Raw genomic sequence first — 14,000 nt, 5'->3', positions numbered from 1 at the left:
GTCATTTCTTCTCAGGCCTCCGCCAGATAACGGTGCACCAACATCACCGCCATCGACCCTTCGCCGACGGCGGCGGCCACCCGTTTGGCTGACTCGGCACGCACATCACCTGCAACAAACACACCGGGCACACTTGTTTCCAGGTGATGCGGAGGACGTTCCAGCGTCCAGCCGCAGACATCGCGCAGATCCGGGCCGGCCAGGATGAAGCCGTGGTCGTCGCGGGCCACCACACCGTCGAGCCATTCGGTGCGGGGAGTGGCGCCGATGAAGCAGCACATCCGCGTCGAACTCACCTTTTCCCGCTCACCGGTGCGCTTGTCCTCCAGCACGAGCCCGACGAGATGATCGTCCTCGCCGATCGCCTCGACCACCTCCGTACAGGTGCGGACGTGGATATTGGGGGTCTGTTCGATCTGCTGGATCAGGTAGTAGGACATCGAGGCCTCCAGCGACGGCCCGCGCACCAGCAGCGTCACCGACTTGGCCTCGCGCGACATGAACATCGCCGCCTGCCCGGCGGAGTTGGCGCCGCCCACGATGTAGACGTCCTCGCCCTGGCACTCCGAGGCCTGCGAGACCGAGGCGCCGTAGTAGACGCCGCGGCCGACGAAGTTGAGCGGGTTCACCGGATCGTCCCAGCACCCCGGCACCGGCAGCTGCCGATACTCGACACCGGTGGCCAGGATCACCGCACGGGCGCCGATGGTGTCGCCGTCGGCGAAGGTGATGGTGCGCGCGGCCCCGGCGACGTCGAGCGCGGTGGCTTCGCGGGTGGTGATGACCTCGGCGCCGAAGCGCTCGGCCTGCCGGCGAGCCGAGGTGGCCAGCTCGGCCCCCGACACTCCGGTCGGGAAGCCCAGGTAGTTCTCGATGCGGGAGCTGCGTCCCGCCTGGCCGCCCGTCGTGGTGCCCTCGATCAGGACCGTCTTGAGCCCCTCCGATGCGCCGTAGACCGCGGCCGCCAGTCCGGCCGGGCCACCGCCGATGACAGCGAGGTCGTACATCGTCAGCGACGGGCTGGTGGACAGGCCCAGCATGTCCGCCAGTTCACCGTCGGAAGGCTCGACCAGGGTCTGACCGCCCTCGGTGATGACCACGGGAAGCTGTCGACCGTCCAGGCCCGCGGCCTCGAGCAGTTGCCTGCCTTTGGGCTCATCGGACGTGAACGCCCGATACGTGTGCTGGTTACGGGCCAGGAACTGGCGGACCTCCCACGAGCGGGCGCTCCACTGGTGGCCGATCACCTTGGTGTGGGGGATGGCCCGGTCGCCGACGGCGTGCCAGGCCTCCAGCAGCCCGTCGATGACGGGGTAGAGCTTCTCCTCCGGCGGATCCCACGGCTTGAGCAGGTAATGGTCCAGGTCGACGACGTTGATGGCGTCGATGGCCGCGGTGGTGTCGGCGTACGCCGTCAGCAACACGCGGCGGGCCATGGGGTAGAGATCCATGGCCGATTCCAGGAACTCGATACCGCTCATCTGCGGCATCCGGTAGTCGGCCACGAACACTGCGACGGTGTCACCGCGCAGTTTCAGCTCGTGCAGGGTCTCCAGGGCATCCAGACCGGACTCGGCGCGCATGATCCGGTACCGCTCGCCGTAGTGCCGGCGCAGATCGCGCGCGACAGCACGGGAGACGGCGGGATCGTCGTCGACGGTGAGGATCACTGGCTTACGGGGCGCGGGCGCGGGTCCAGTCATATCGCTCCAATTATGCGCCCCGCTGCCAGCGATTTTCTCGGCTAGGTCGCCAACTACTGCTTGAGCGACGTGGCAGCCTCACCGTCGGCTGACGGCGCGGGCCGTGCCGCCCCGTCGTTACGGCCCGCAGCGGGCTGATCACCCTCGATCCGGTTGAGCATGGCAGGCAGGTCGATGCCGGAGGATTTGAGCGCCTCGACGATCTTGGCCACCGCCAGCGGGCTGATTCCGAGGATGCCGCCGACGGCATCCTGAGCGTCGCCCGCGCCGCCGATGATCGACAGCCTGTCGATGTCGCCGAGCGGCCGGGCCGCAGCCTCGGTGGCCTTGACCATCGACGCCAGGATGTCGGGCAGCATGAGCATCCGCGCGGCTTCAGCGTTGTAGCTGTTCAGGGCGGCCGCGATCTCCTTCTTACCGGTCGCCTCGGCGACCAGCTTGGCCTCGATACCGGCCGCCTCGGCCTGCTGTTCGACGCGCAGCGCGTCGGCCAGTTCCTTCTTGCCCGCGGCCTCGGCGACCAGCTTGGCCTGCATGCTGTCGGCCTCGGCCTGCTGTTCGACACGCAGCGCGTCGGCCGCGGCCTTACGAGCATCGGCCTGGGCCTGCCCGGCCCGTCGCTGCGCTTCGGCGTTGGCTTCTGCGGCGAGGATCGCCGCCTGGCGCTGCCCCTCGGCGCGCGCCACATCGGCCCGCTTCTGCGCCTCGGCGGGAGCGATCACGTCGGCCTGCAGCGCGGCCTGCGCCTGCTCGCTGCGCCGTTGCTCCACCTCGATGCGGGCCTGCACGCGGGCCGCCTCGGCCTGCTCGATGGCGATGCCCACGTCCTTCTCAGCGCGGGCGTGCGCCAGTGGGCCGGCCTGGTCGGCCTGGGCGTTCTCGGCCTCGGTCTGCGCACGCAGCCGGGCCAGCTCGACGTCCCGCTTCTGGTTGGCGGACGCGATCGCGGTGTCCGCTTCGGCCTGGGCCACCGAACCGGCCTGCCTGGCCTTGGCCGACTGGATCTGCGCGTCCCGCTCAGCCTCGGCGGTGCCGACCGCGGCGTCACGCTTGACCTCGGCGATCCGGCGTTGGCCCAGCGACTCCAGGTAGCCGTTCTTGTCCGAGATGCCCGCGATCTTGAGCACGTCGACCTCCATGCCGATGCGGGCGAGATCACCGCCTGCCTCCTCGACCACGCTGCGGGCCAGCGTGTCGCGGTTGGAGTTGAGGTCCTCGACGGTCATGGTCGCGGTGATACCGCGCAGGCTGCCGGCCAGGATGTCGTTGATCTGGCGCTGCAGACCGTCCAGGTCGGAGGTCAGGAAGCGCTGCACGGCGGTCTGCACGGCTTCGTCGGCCGAGCCGATCCGGACCAGCCCGACGGCCTCCACGTTGACCGGGACGCCGTTGTTGGACAGGGCGTTCTGCAGGTTGATGCTGACGTTGAACGGTTCCAGGCTCATGATGTCGACGCGTTCGATGCCGGGCATCCGGAACCGGGCCCCGCCGCGCACCACTTTCGGCGAGCCTCGGCCGGTGAACACGGCCACCTCGTTGGGTGGCACCTTGATGTAGTTCTTGACGTACACCATCGGCAACACCACCAGGATGAGGATCGCGGCGACGGCGGCGAGGATGACGATGAGCAGCAGGGACACTGTGCTGGCCTTTCTGAAGACTCGGTGCTCGGGAACTACTCAGGTGGGTGGAACAGCGACGACGTGGACGTAGTCGGGGTCGATATCCGCGATGTACACACGGGTCGATTTGGGGAGTGCGGCGAGCTCGGCGCTCTTGGCCCGCGAGAACACGCGGTTGCCGTCGGCGTCGACGAAGGACACCTCGCCCCATCCGCCTGCGGGGACTTCGAGCGTGACGGTGCCGAGCAGACCGATGTAGGACGACCGGCCCCTGTGGGAATTGGACTGCTGACGGCGCATGTAGGGCAGCAGCAGGCCGTTGAACACGAACACCAGCACCACGGCGAACGCCGCTGCGGTCACCGCGGTGCCGAAGGTGCCCAGATGCGTCCACGAGCCGATCAGGCCGCCGGTGCCTGCCCCGAGCAGGGCGACCGACAACGCGGTCAGGTTGATGAAGGGCATGCCGTCGCCGTGACCGACATCGGCCAGTAGCAGGGCGGCCAGGAGCGCGACACCGCCGACGACGAACGCCGCCAGGTACACAGCCGTCATGTGGGCGTCTCCGAAGGCACGGGGTCAGCACCACGGGCGGTGCGGATCACTGTGACTATTGTCGCTTGTCGCGTAGTACTACCGTGCACAATTTTCCGGCGGGCGATCGCTGGCCAGCGGTGATTTTGGCGCAGCCCCAACAAAGGGTAGTGTGGACCAACGGTGCGGCTTCCGCGCCGACTCTGCGTGCCCTGTCCTGGAACTTTTAGGAGTTCTTTCGATCCAGCTCACGTTTTCAGTCGGTCGTGTGGCGGTGCCACGGGCGCACGATACGAAACGAAAGCAAGGATCGCTAGACAGTATGGCCAAGAAAGACGGTGCCATCGAGGTTGAGGGTCGCGTGGTCGAACCCCTGCCCAATGCGATGTTCCGCATTGAGTTGGAGAACGGACACAAGGTCCTGGCCCACATCAGCGGCAAGATGCGGCAGCACTACATCCGCATCCTGCCCGAGGACCGCGTCGTGGTGGAGCTTTCTCCCTATGACCTGTCCCGGGGCCGCATTGTGTACCGGTACAAGTAACCGCCCCAATAAGTTCCACCAGACAAGACGAGAGAACAGGATCGCGAAGCCGTGAAGGTGAACCCGAGCGTCAAGCCGATCTGCGACAAGTGCAGGGTGATCCGCCGGCACGGGCGGGTCATGGTGATCTGCTCCGACCCGCGGCACAAGCAGCGGCAGGGCTGATCAAGCCAAGCTCTTGAGCAGTACCCACAACTGAATGCAGACCTCCCAGCGCCACTGAGTGGATAGGCCACTCAACACGTCCGGAACGGAGGCCGGACCCCACACAAGACGACGTGGGAACGGACTGGGAACAGACCTCCGCCAGAAGAAGGAATACCGCCACATGGCAAGGCTCGTGGGCGTCGATCTTCCGCGCGACAAGCGCATGGAGATCGCGCTGACCTACATCTACGGCATCGGCCGTACCCGCTCCCAGGAAATCCTGGATGCGACCGGAATCGACCGGAACATGCGCACCAAGGACCTCACCGACGATCAGGTGACCGTTCTGCGCGACTACATCGAAGGCAACCTCAAGGTTGAGGGTGACCTGCGCCGCGAGGTGCAGGCCGACATTCGTCGCAAGATCGAGATCGGCTGCTACCAGGGCCTGCGGCACCGCCGCGGTCTGCCGGTGCGTGGCCAGCGGACCAAGACCAACGCGCGTACCCGCAAGGGCCCCAAGCGCACCATCGCCGGCAAGAAGAAGGCCAGGTAACCCATGCCACCGAAGAAGGCAGGCGCTCCCAAGAAGGGCGTGAAGACCCGTCGCAGGGAAAAGAAGAACGTCCCGCACGGCGCCGCTCACATCAAGAGCACGTTCAACAACACCATCGTGTCGATCACCGATCCGCAGGGCAACGTCATCGCCTGGGCGTCGTCGGGTCACGTCGGCTTCAAGGGGTCGCGTAAGTCGACGCCGTTCGCCGCGCAGCTGGCCGCCGAGAACGCCGCCCGCAAGGCGCAGGAGCACGGCGTGAAGAAGGTCGACGTGTTCGTCAAGGGCCCGGGCTCGGGCCGCGAGACCGCCATCCGTTCGCTGCAGGCCGCCGGCCTGGAAGTGGGCGCCATTTCCGACGTCACCCCGCAGCCGCACAACGGCTGCCGCCCGCCCAAGCGGCGCCGGGTCTAGGTCTAGGGAGGAAACAGACTCATGGCTCGTTACACCGGACCCGCGACCCGCAAGTCGCGCCGCCTCGGCGTCGACCTGGTCGGCGGCGATCAGTCGTTCGAGAAGCGCCCCTACCCGCCCGGCCAGCACGGCCGTGCGCGGATCAAGGAGAGCGAATACCGCACCCAGCTGCAGGAGAAGCAGAAGGCTCGCTTCACCTACGGCGTGCTGGAGAAGCAGTTCCGCAAGTACTACGAAGAGGCCAACCGCAAGTCGGGTAAGACCGGCGAGAACCTGCTCCAGATCCTGGAGAGCCGGTTGGACAACGTCGTGTACCGCGCCGGCCTGGCCCGGACCCGCCGCATGGCGCGTCAGCTGGTCAGCCACGGCCACTTCACCGTCAACGGTGTCAAGGTGAACATCCCGAGCTACCGGGTGTCGCAGTACGACATCATCGACGTGCGGGACAAGTCGCTGAATACCGACCCGTTCATCATCTCTCGCGAGACCGCAGGCGACCGGCCGATCCCGTCCTGGCTGCAGGTCGTCGGCGAGCGCCAGCGCATCCTGGTCCACCAGCTCCCCGAGCGGGCGCAGATCCAGGTGCCGCTCGCAGAGCAGCTCATCGTCGAGTTCTACTCGAAGTAATGTCTCTGCGGCCGTAGGCCGCAAATGTTGACGGTCATCCGGCTGTCAACACCCAGACGGCATCAAATAGCGGGTGCCGAGAAGGAGATAGAAAACAATGCTGATTTCTCAGCGGCCAACACTGTCCGAAGAGACCGTTGCCGAGAACCGGTCCAAGTTCGTCATCGAACCGCTGGAGCCCGGTTTCGGTTACACCCTCGGCAACTCGCTGCGGCGCACGCTGCTGTCGTCCATCCCGGGCGCAGCGGTCACCAGCATCCGCATCGATGGCGTGCTGCACGAGTTCACCACCGTCCCCGGAGTGAAGGAAGACGTCACCGACATCATCCTGAACCTCAAGGGTCTGGTCGTGTCCTCGGAAGAGGATGAGCCGGTCACCATGTACCTGCGCAAGCAGGGACCGGGTGCGGTCACCGCCGGTGACATCGTGCCGCCGGCCGGTGTGACGGTGCACAACCCCGACATGCACATCGCGACGCTGAACGACAAGGGCAAGCTGGAGGTCGAGCTCGTCGTCGAGCGCGGCCGCGGTTACGTCCCGGCCGTTCAGAACAAGGCCTCGGGTGCCGAGATCGGCCGTATCCCGGTCGACTCCATCTACAGCCCTGTGCTGAAGGTGACCTACAAGGTGGAGGCCACCCGTGTCGAGCAGCGCACCGACTTCGACAAGCTGATCCTCGACGTCGAGACCAAGAACTCGATCAGCCCGCGGGACGCCCTGGCGTCGGCAGGCAAGACCCTGGTCGAGTTGTTCGGTCTGGCACGCGAGCTCAACGTCGAGGCGGAAGGCATCGAGATCGGGCCGTCGCCCGCCGAGGCCGACCACATCGCGTCGTTCGCCCTGCCGATCGACGATCTGGACCTGACCGTCCGGTCGTACAACTGCCTCAAGCGCGAGGGTGTGCACACCGTGGGCGAGCTCGTGGCCCGCACGGAGTCTGATCTGTTGGACATCCGTAACTTCGGCCAGAAGTCCATCGACGAGGTGAAGATCAAGCTGCACCAGCTGGGTCTCTCGCTCAAGGACAGCCCGGCCACCTTCGACCCGTCCGAGGTCGCCGGTTACGACGCCGCAACCGGAACCTGGACCAGCGATGCCGGCTACGACCTGGACACCGACCAGGACTTCGCCGAAACCGAACAGCTCTAACCGGGCTCATTCCCGCCCGATCCCGTCCCGGTCCTACCTGATACGGGGACCGGCCCCATTTAGGAGATAGTCGCAATGCCCAAGCCCACCAAGGGTGCCCGCCTCGGCGGGTCGTCCTCACACCAGAAGGCGATCCTGGCCAACCTGGCCACGTCGCTGTTCGAGCACGGTCGGATCAAGACGACCGAGCCCAAGGCGCGGGCGCTGCGGCCCTACGCGGAGAAGCTCATCACCCACGCCAAGAAGGGCAACCTGCACAACCGGCGTGAGGTCATGAAGAAGATCCGCGACAAGGACGTCGTGCACGTCCTGTTCGCCGAGATCGCTCCCTTCTTCGCCGACCGCAACGGTGGCTACACCCGCATCATCAAGGTCGAGAACCGTAAGGGCGACAACGCGCCCATGGCGGTCATCGAGCTGGTGCGGGAGAAGACCGTGACCTCCGAGGCCGACCGCGCACGCCGTGCCGCCGCATCCGCGGCCAAGGCCGCCGATGCCAAGGCTGAAGAGGCTGAGGTCGTCGAGGCCGACGAGGCTGCGCTGGCCGAGGAGACCCCGGCCAACGAGGCCGAGGCCGCTGACGAGGCCATCGCCGACGCGCAGACGGCCGAGGCCGCCGACGCTGAAGACGCCAAGGATGAGGCTGACGAAGCCAAGTCCTGAGGACGTTCGCGACATGCCCGCCATCGAATCCGATGGCGGGCATGTTGCTTTCGTCCGCCTTCGTCTCGACATCGCCTACGACGGCACCGAATTCGCCGGCTGGGCACCGCAGGCCGGGCAACGCACCGTGGCCGGCGTGCTGGAGGAGACGTTGTCGACGGTGTTCCGGGAGCCGGTCCGGTTGGTGACGGCCGGGCGCACCGACACCGGCGTACACGCCACGGGTCAAGTTGCGCACGTCGACGTACCCTCTGGCGCACTGGGTTTCGCGTATCCGCGCACACCGCGTCCCGGTGACCCCGAGTTTCTGCCGCTGGTACGACGATTGGCCCGATTCCTGCCGACAGATGTGCGGGTGCGCCGAATAGTCCGTGCCCCCGCCGGTTTCGACGCCCGATTCTCGGCGTTGCGCAGGCATTACGAATACCGGCTGTCCTTGGCGCCGTGGGGCGTGGACCCGCAGCAGGCCCGGTTTGTCACTCCGTGGGCACGACCGTTGGATCTGGATGCGATGACCGCGGCGTCTCAGGAGTTGTTGGGACTACAGGACTTCGCCGCGTTCTGCCGGTTCCGCGAGGGTGCGACGACCATCCGCGATCTGCAGCGCCTGTCCTGGGAGCGCCACGGCGATGTGGTGATCGCCCACGTCACCGCTGATGCGTTCTGCTGGAACATGGTGCGCTCACTGGTCGGCGCGCTGCTGGCGGTGGGGGAGCGACGTCGCGAACCTGCCTGGATCGCCGGACTTTTGGGCGCTGATCGCAGGTCCAGTGAGTTCGCCGCCGCCCCGGCGCGGGGACTGACGCTGGTGGGCGTCGACTATCCGCCCGACGATCAGCTGGCTGCCCGGATCGCGGTCACCCGGGACCTGCGCACGCTCTGAGCGCTACGCGCTACGGCCGCCGAGACGACGGTTTTCGGTGCGAAATCGCCAAAAAGTCGCGAACAACCGTAGTGTCGGCGGGGGTCAGAGCCGAGCGGAGACGAATCGGGCGGCCTGGGCCACCATTCCCGACTGAATGTAGCCGGGCGCCAAGTGATCCTGCCATTCGGACCGCCACTTGTACGGGCTGCTCGGATTGCAGACGGGATCGTCGGAGTGGCAGAGATCGATGGTGCGGTTGCGGTACACCGGGCTCAACGCGGTGATCGGCAGCGCCCAGTTGGAACCGTTGCCGAAGAGCGCCACGGCCGCGACGTGCCGGTCGGTGCCTGCCGGCAGCGGACTGTTGAAGGTGAACGCCGAAATAGGCACCGCGAGAACCAGATCGGTTGCCGCTGCGCCCAGTGAGTAGCCACCCAGCACGAGTCGGGTGCTCGGGCAGTTACGAGTCATCCACTGGATGTGACGGCTCATGTCGTTGGCGCCCATGTCGACCTGGGTGTCGGCAGGGTAATTCACCGGATACAGGCTGATATTCGGTCCGCGCAGGGCACGCAATGCGTTGACGAACGCAGCGCCGACCTGCCCGGGCCCTGGGGGCTCCATGCGGCCGCGGGCAAACACCACCTCCGCCGGAGGGCATGTGGCCGCTTTCGCGGCGCCAACCATGCTCGGCGCCACCGTCATTGGCACCACGACGGCGGTCAGGGCGGTGATCAGCGCGGCCAACATCCGACGGCCAATCACGCATTCGATGGTATTGACGATCCCGTCGAGAATAGGTGCCGGTCCGGCAACGATCCGGCGACGAAGTCGTCCGGCTCAGAGGCGGCCCGCCACGAAATCCGCCGCCTGGTTGACCATGCCGCCATCGATGTATGCCCCGGCGAGGTGGTCGGGCCAGTTGTTTTTCCAGGTGTTGGGATCGGCGGGGTTGCAGATCGGGTCGGCGCCATGGCACAACTCGATCGTCCGGTCGCGGTAGACGGGGTTGAAGTTGGTGATCGGGCCCACCCAGGCCGCACCGTTACCGAACAGCGCCACCGCAGCGATATGTCCGTCGGCGTCGGCCGGCAGCGGGTTCTTGAACCCGAACGCCGTGAACGGCACGGCCAGAACGACGTCGGTGACCGCCGCGCCCAGCGAATAGCCCCCGAGGACCAGTCGGGTGTTCGGACAATTGCCGATCATGTACTGGACGTGACCGCTCATGTCATTGGCGCCGATGTCCACCTCGGTGTCCGCGGGGTAGCGGACGGCGTACACGCCGATGTTCTTGTTGACCCGTGACCGCAGGGCGTTGACGAACGCATTGCCGAGGGTGCCGACGCCGGGCGGTTCGGTACGCCCCCGGGCGAAGACCACCTCGACGTCGGGGCACGGCGCGGCCGAAGCGACCGCGAGCACGTCGACGCCTGGAACGGCTGACGTGAGGATCGGTAGCGCCGGCACAGCCAACGCCACCGCTGTCACACCCAACCATCGCCTGACCCGCCGACCGATGGAAAGTTTGAGCACCTAAGCGATGCTAGCCGAGCGAATTGACGCGTGCGGAGGCTATGTGGCGAGGACTACACCAGGCCGGCGACGAAACTTGCAGCCTGGCTGGTGGGACCCCCGTCATAGGCCCGGTGCGCGTCGACGCTGTTGCCGTCGGTGCACACGGGATCGTTCGGATTGCACAGGTCGATGGCACGCGAACCGTAGACGGGGCTGGCCGTCATCGGCAGCCCGAGCTTGGCGGACGGGTTGCCGAACACCGCAACGGCCGCGATGTGGTCAGGCGCGTTGGGCGGCAGTGGGGCATTGAAGCCCACGGCCGGGAAGGGAACCGCGGAGATGACGTCGATGACCGCGGCGCCCTGCGAGTAGCCGCCGAGCACCAGGCGGGTATTGGGGCAGTTGTCCATCATCCACTGGACGTGGCCGCTGGCGTCGTTGGCGCCGTCGGCAGCAGCCAGGAAGTCGTAGCTGGCGGGGTAGTTCACCGCGTAGGTGCCCACCGAACGGCCGCCCACCTTGTTGCGGAGCGAGCTGACGAAAGCGTTGCCGATCCGGCCCAGGCCGGGACTGTCGTTGGTGCCGCGCGCGAACACCACCTGGATGTCAGGGCAGTCGTCGGCTGAGGCGACGGCGACGTTGCCGGCGGGGACCGGCGTCACGAGTGCGGCCGCGGCGGTCAGCGCAGCGGCGGCAACGAGCGGAGCGTAACGACGAACAAGATCAATGGCCACACCAAATCCTAGCGTCCGGGCGTCGCTAGACGATGCGAGCGACGAAGTTCGCGGCCTGATCCGTCAGGCCTGCCGTCACGTAGTCGCTGTGCGCGAACGGATTCCGGCCTCGCGAGCAGATCGGGTCGCCGTCCTTGCAGAGATCGATGGCTTTGCCACCGAAGACCGATGAGGTGAGCGGATTCCCGAACTTGGCGGCGGGGTTCCCGAACGCCACGACGGCCGCTATCTGCGGTACCAGGCTGCTGGGCAGCGGCGGTGCCGACCCGATCTCGCCGACCTTGTTGCCCAGCGGCGGTATGCCGGCGAGCATGTCGACCACCGCTGCGCCCTGCGAGTAACCGCCGAGCACGATCTTGGTCGACGGGCACGACGCCGCCAGCGAGGTGATGCGGTTGGCGGCGTCGTTGGCGCCGTCGGCCGCGGTGAGGAAGTCATAGCTGGCGGGGTAGTTCACCCCGTAAGTCGACACGCTGCGACCCCCGACCTTGGCGCGCAGCGCGTCGGCGAAGGCCTGTCCCGGGCGCCCGAGGTCGGGTGCGTCGTTGGTGCCGCGAGCGAAAATGACCTCGATGTCGGAGCACGGTTCAGCCGCGGCGGGAGCTGAGAATGCGAGCGGCAATGCCGCGCTGACCAGCGTTGAGACGATCGCGGCCACCCGGGCCGACTTCCGAAGAAGACTCACGGACGACATCGTCACACAAAATGGTTAGCCGCGGCTAATCGTTTGCCCGTTCGGTGGTCTCCCGCAGTGGCATGTCGGGCCAGCTCGCGAGTTCGACCTGGCCGACGGACTCGGGGTCCGCCTGCTCGCTGCGGTCTCCCTGGCGGGCGAGGGCCAGGCCGAGCAGGACCACCGTCCCACCGATGGCCTGGCTGACCGTCATGGCCTCGCCGAGCAGGATCCAGGCCGAGAGCACCGCGAACATCACCTCGGACAAGCCCACCAGCGACGCGAACCGTGGCTTGAGGCGGGCGACGCCGAAGATACCGAGGGTGTACGCGAGAGCCGTCGGAATGAGGCCCAGCGTGATCACCGGCACCAGCCACGACGTGGTGAAGCCCGCGATGACGACGGAGTTCGCCGTGAATGTCAGCGGCATCACACCGGTGACACCGAGCAGCGCGACGGCGACGGTTCCGACGATGAGACCGCCTGCGGCCAGGCTGATGGGGTTGAGACCTTCGCCGTCGGTGCTGACGTGGTTGGACATCATGAAGTAGCACGCCGCGCATACCGCGGCGGCCAACCCCCAGCTGACGCCGATGATGTTGATGTGGGCGCCGCTGAAGACGTTGAGCACGAGCATGATTCCGGCGACGGCCAGGCCCACTCCGGCGAACGTCATCGAGCTGGGGCGCCGGCGCGTGGTGGCCCAAACCCATCCGACCACCAGGATCGGCGCGGTGTACTCGAGCAGGAGGGCCACGCCGACCGAGAGATGCGCAACGGCGTTGTAGTAGCAGAGTTGCGCACCGGCGATCGGGACCAGGCCGTAGGCGACGACGGTCTTGGCATGCCGGATGGACTCGCCGACCCAGCCGGGCCGCACAAAGCTGGCGAAGATGGCCATCGCCAGGGCTCCGCCGGCGAGCCGGGCGGTGACGGCGCCGGTCGGGCTCCAGCCGGCTTCGATCAGCGCTTTCGCAAACGGACCGGAGGACCCGAAGGCCAGTGCTGAACTGAGTGCGAACAGCAGGCCGAGCCGAAAGTGGTTCTCGGTGCTCGGGCGGTCGAGTGCGGCCGTGGCCATGGGTACACCTCCTGGGCGCGTGTAATGAGTAAAATGACTTTTGGTAGTGACGGTACGGCGGAAAGGAGTCACGAGTCAAATGCTTTTCACTTATGACACGGAGCTCACACTCCGGGCCGCCGCGCTGCTGGTCAACAGCGATCGGGTGGACGGTGAGCAGCTTGGTGACCTCGCCGCTCTCGACGAGTACCTGAACGAGTTCGGCTGGACGGGGCGGCGCGACCGCGACGACGTCGAACTGCGCGCGGTACACGAACTCCGGACTCGGATCGGGGACATCTGGGCCGTTGCCGACGACGAGGAAGCGACGGTAGAGCGGGTCAACGCGCTGCTGAGCGAGACCAAGGCGTCGCCATGGCTGACCCGCCACGTGGAAAACCCCGATTGGCATCTACACCTGGGCGCCGCGGACGACCCGCTGTGGCAGCGCATGGGCGCCGAGATCGCGATGGCCCTCGCGGACCTGATCCGCGGCGGCGAGCTCAGGCGGTTGAAGATCTGTGCGGCGCCCGACTGCACCGCGGTGCTGACCGATCTGTCACGCAACCGCTCCCGCATCTTCTGCGACACCGGTAACTGCGGTAACCGCCAGCACGTAGCGGCCTACCGGCAGCGGCAGCGCGAGGAGGAGTAGCGGGGCTGGTTCGCAACTGCCCTCAGCCGCCGCGGCAGGAGATGTCCACGTAGACGGTGTCGGACTCCGTCGGATCGATCCGATTGCCGTTCGGCTGTGAATTGGAACTGCGCAACCCTTCGATGCCGGTGACCCGGCACGAGCTCAGCGGATACACCGCGGCACCGTTGAGTTGTACCTCGTAGCCCTGCGCGCGCAGTGCGTTGACCGTGTCCTGCGCATTGCCGTAACCGTTGTTGAACGCCGAAGGATCTGCCGACGCCGTGTGTGCCGCTGCGGCGAGCAGGGCAGCCGCCATCGCAGCCGCGCTGAGCCAAGTCCTCACCCGAATCCCTTTCGTCGGCCGGGCAGCGCGGCGATTGCCAAGTGCTGCAGGCGGTTCCGAAAGGAGTTAGGGGGCGGGGTTACATCGCGGGCTCAATCGTTGCCGTGGCCGTTGTGACTCTGGTGCTCCCGCAAGGCCGTGAGCGCCTTCTGTTCGGAGGCGTGTGCGGCTTCGGTGATGGCGTCGTGTTCCGCGGCGGGGTCGGCGTAG

At 66.8% G+C, this 14,000-nt stretch carries 18 protein-coding genes; 9 read left to right on the top strand and 9 right to left on the bottom strand.

Features of this window, described 5'->3' with window-relative positions; translation table 11 throughout:
- Positions 1 to 11 precede the first annotated feature (11 nt).
- The 3 genes from A5784_RS16865 to A5784_RS16855 are packed head-to-tail and all read right to left on the bottom strand — an operon-like array spanning position 12 to position 3,880.
- Positions 12 to 1,703 carry an NAD(P)/FAD-dependent oxidoreductase gene (locus A5784_RS16865; RefSeq protein ID WP_064946057.1) on the bottom strand — a complete coding sequence of 564 codons (1,692 nt, stop codon included), beginning with the start codon at positions 1,701 to 1,703 and terminating at the stop codon, positions 12 to 14.
- Between the two features lie 53 nt (positions 1,704 to 1,756).
- Entirely contained in the window at positions 1,757 to 3,343 is a 1,587-nt protein-coding gene (locus A5784_RS16860) for a flotillin family protein (protein ID WP_064946056.1), read from the bottom strand.
- Between the two features lie 39 nt (positions 3,344 to 3,382).
- Positions 3,383 to 3,880 (bottom strand): NfeD family membrane protein, encoded by a 498-nt coding sequence (locus A5784_RS16855; RefSeq protein WP_064946055.1) that lies wholly within the window; start codon positions 3,878 to 3,880, stop codon positions 3,383 to 3,385.
- Between the two features lie 301 nt (positions 3,881 to 4,181).
- Between A5784_RS16855 and infA the strand changes: the two genes are divergently transcribed.
- The 8 genes from infA to truA all read left to right on the top strand — a co-directional run bounded on the left by infA (position 4,182) and on the right by truA (position 8,843).
- Positions 4,182 to 4,403 (top strand): translation initiation factor IF-1, encoded by a 222-nt coding sequence (gene infA / locus A5784_RS16850; RefSeq protein WP_003418601.1) that lies wholly within the window; start codon positions 4,182 to 4,184, stop codon positions 4,401 to 4,403.
- Positions 4,404 to 4,454: 51 nt separating this feature from the next.
- Entirely contained in the window at positions 4,455 to 4,568 is a 114-nt protein-coding gene (rpmJ, locus tag A5784_RS37635) for a 50S ribosomal protein L36 (protein WP_003879483.1), read from the top strand.
- A gap of 163 nt (positions 4,569 to 4,731) precedes the next feature.
- Entirely contained in the window at positions 4,732 to 5,106 is a 375-nt protein-coding gene (gene rpsM, locus A5784_RS16845; protein WP_018601786.1) for a 30S ribosomal protein S13, read from the top strand.
- A 3-nt stretch (positions 5,107 to 5,109) separates the two neighbouring features.
- Entirely contained in the window at positions 5,110 to 5,520 is a 411-nt protein-coding gene (gene rpsK, locus A5784_RS16840) for a 30S ribosomal protein S11 (RefSeq protein ID WP_019972253.1), read from the top strand.
- Between the two features lie 21 nt (positions 5,521 to 5,541).
- Entirely contained in the window at positions 5,542 to 6,147 is a 606-nt protein-coding gene (gene rpsD / locus A5784_RS16835; protein ID WP_064946054.1) for a 30S ribosomal protein S4, read from the top strand.
- A 97-nt stretch (positions 6,148 to 6,244) separates the two neighbouring features.
- Positions 6,245 to 7,297, top strand: coding sequence for a DNA-directed RNA polymerase subunit alpha (locus A5784_RS16830; RefSeq protein ID WP_018601783.1), 1,053 nt, complete (start codon positions 6,245 to 6,247; stop codon positions 7,295 to 7,297).
- A 75-nt stretch (positions 7,298 to 7,372) separates the two neighbouring features.
- The gene (rplQ, locus tag A5784_RS16825) at positions 7,373 to 7,960 is read left to right on the top strand and encodes a 50S ribosomal protein L17 (RefSeq protein WP_064946053.1); all 588 of its coding nucleotides are present in this window, start codon (positions 7,373 to 7,375) and stop codon (positions 7,958 to 7,960) included.
- 13 nt (positions 7,961 to 7,973) lie between these two features.
- Positions 7,974 to 8,843, top strand: coding sequence for a tRNA pseudouridine(38-40) synthase TruA (gene truA, locus A5784_RS16820; protein ID WP_064946052.1), 870 nt, complete (start codon positions 7,974 to 7,976; stop codon positions 8,841 to 8,843).
- Between the two features lie 84 nt (positions 8,844 to 8,927).
- Here truA and A5784_RS16815 read toward each other — a convergent pair whose 3' ends face one another.
- The 5 genes from A5784_RS16815 to A5784_RS16795 form a co-directional block, all read right to left on the bottom strand.
- A complete protein-coding gene (locus tag A5784_RS16815; RefSeq protein ID WP_502687519.1) occupies positions 8,928 to 9,599 on the bottom strand; it encodes a cutinase family protein in 672 nt (223 codons plus the stop codon).
- A 66-nt stretch (positions 9,600 to 9,665) separates the two neighbouring features.
- Entirely contained in the window at positions 9,666 to 10,361 is a 696-nt protein-coding gene (locus tag A5784_RS16810; protein ID WP_064946050.1) for a cutinase family protein, read from the bottom strand.
- Positions 10,362 to 10,414: 53 nt separating this feature from the next.
- Positions 10,415 to 11,077, bottom strand: a complete 663-nt coding sequence (locus tag A5784_RS16805) for a cutinase family protein (protein ID WP_064946049.1) — start codon at positions 11,075 to 11,077, stop codon at positions 10,415 to 10,417.
- Between the two features lie 25 nt (positions 11,078 to 11,102).
- Complete coding sequence (locus A5784_RS16800) at positions 11,103 to 11,771, bottom strand: cutinase family protein (protein WP_082944911.1); 669 nt, start codon at positions 11,769 to 11,771, stop codon at positions 11,103 to 11,105.
- A 25-nt stretch (positions 11,772 to 11,796) separates the two neighbouring features.
- Positions 11,797 to 12,831, bottom strand: a complete 1,035-nt coding sequence (locus tag A5784_RS16795) for an EamA family transporter (RefSeq protein WP_064946047.1) — start codon at positions 12,829 to 12,831, stop codon at positions 11,797 to 11,799.
- A 79-nt stretch (positions 12,832 to 12,910) separates the two neighbouring features.
- Between A5784_RS16795 and A5784_RS16790 the strand changes: the two genes are divergently transcribed.
- Positions 12,911 to 13,465, top strand: coding sequence for a CGNR zinc finger domain-containing protein (locus tag A5784_RS16790; protein ID WP_064946046.1), 555 nt, complete (start codon positions 12,911 to 12,913; stop codon positions 13,463 to 13,465).
- Between the two features lie 22 nt (positions 13,466 to 13,487).
- Here the strand turns inward: A5784_RS16790 and A5784_RS16785 are convergent, their stop codons facing one another.
- Entirely contained in the window at positions 13,488 to 13,763 is a 276-nt protein-coding gene (locus tag A5784_RS16785; protein WP_064946045.1) for a hypothetical protein, read from the bottom strand.
- Between the last annotated feature and the right edge of the window lie 237 nt (positions 13,764 to 14,000).

This window comes from Mycobacterium sp. 852013-50091_SCH5140682 (assembly GCF_001665685.1).
GTDB lineage: Bacteria > Actinomycetota > Actinomycetes > Mycobacteriales > Mycobacteriaceae > Mycobacterium.
The sequence above is the reverse complement of the archived record's forward strand: the minus strand, read 5'-3'. Positions and strand labels throughout refer to the sequence as shown.

Excerpts from the sequence above, each read along its gene's own strand:
- A5784_RS16865 (WP_064946057.1), bottom strand. The coding sequence starts at position 1,703 with ATGACTGGACCCGCGCCCGCGCCCCGTAAGCCAGTGATCCTCACCGTC.
- A5784_RS16855 (WP_064946055.1), bottom strand. The coding sequence starts at position 3,880 with ATGACGGCTGTGTACCTGGCGGCGTTCGTCGTCGGCGGTGTCGCGCTC.
- infA (WP_003418601.1), top strand. The coding sequence starts at position 4,182 with ATGGCCAAGAAAGACGGTGCCATCGAGGTTGAGGGTCGCGTGGTCGAA.
- rpsM (WP_018601786.1), top strand. The coding sequence starts at position 4,732 with ATGGCAAGGCTCGTGGGCGTCGATCTTCCGCGCGACAAGCGCATGGAG.
- rpsK (WP_019972253.1), top strand. The coding sequence starts at position 5,110 with ATGCCACCGAAGAAGGCAGGCGCTCCCAAGAAGGGCGTGAAGACCCGT.
- rpsD (WP_064946054.1), top strand. The coding sequence starts at position 5,542 with ATGGCTCGTTACACCGGACCCGCGACCCGCAAGTCGCGCCGCCTCGGC.
- A5784_RS16830 (WP_018601783.1), top strand. The coding sequence starts at position 6,245 with ATGCTGATTTCTCAGCGGCCAACACTGTCCGAAGAGACCGTTGCCGAG.
- rplQ (WP_064946053.1), top strand. The coding sequence starts at position 7,373 with ATGCCCAAGCCCACCAAGGGTGCCCGCCTCGGCGGGTCGTCCTCACAC.
- truA (WP_064946052.1), top strand. The coding sequence starts at position 7,974 with ATGCCCGCCATCGAATCCGATGGCGGGCATGTTGCTTTCGTCCGCCTT.
- A5784_RS16800 (WP_082944911.1), bottom strand. The coding sequence starts at position 11,771 with ATGTCGTCCGTGAGTCTTCTTCGGAAGTCGGCCCGGGTGGCCGCGATC.
- A5784_RS16795 (WP_064946047.1), bottom strand. The coding sequence starts at position 12,831 with ATGGCCACGGCCGCACTCGACCGCCCGAGCACCGAGAACCACTTTCGG.
- A5784_RS16790 (WP_064946046.1), top strand. The coding sequence starts at position 12,911 with ATGCTTTTCACTTATGACACGGAGCTCACACTCCGGGCCGCCGCGCTG.
- A5784_RS16785 (WP_064946045.1), bottom strand. The coding sequence starts at position 13,763 with ATGGCGGCTGCCCTGCTCGCCGCAGCGGCACACACGGCGTCGGCAGAT.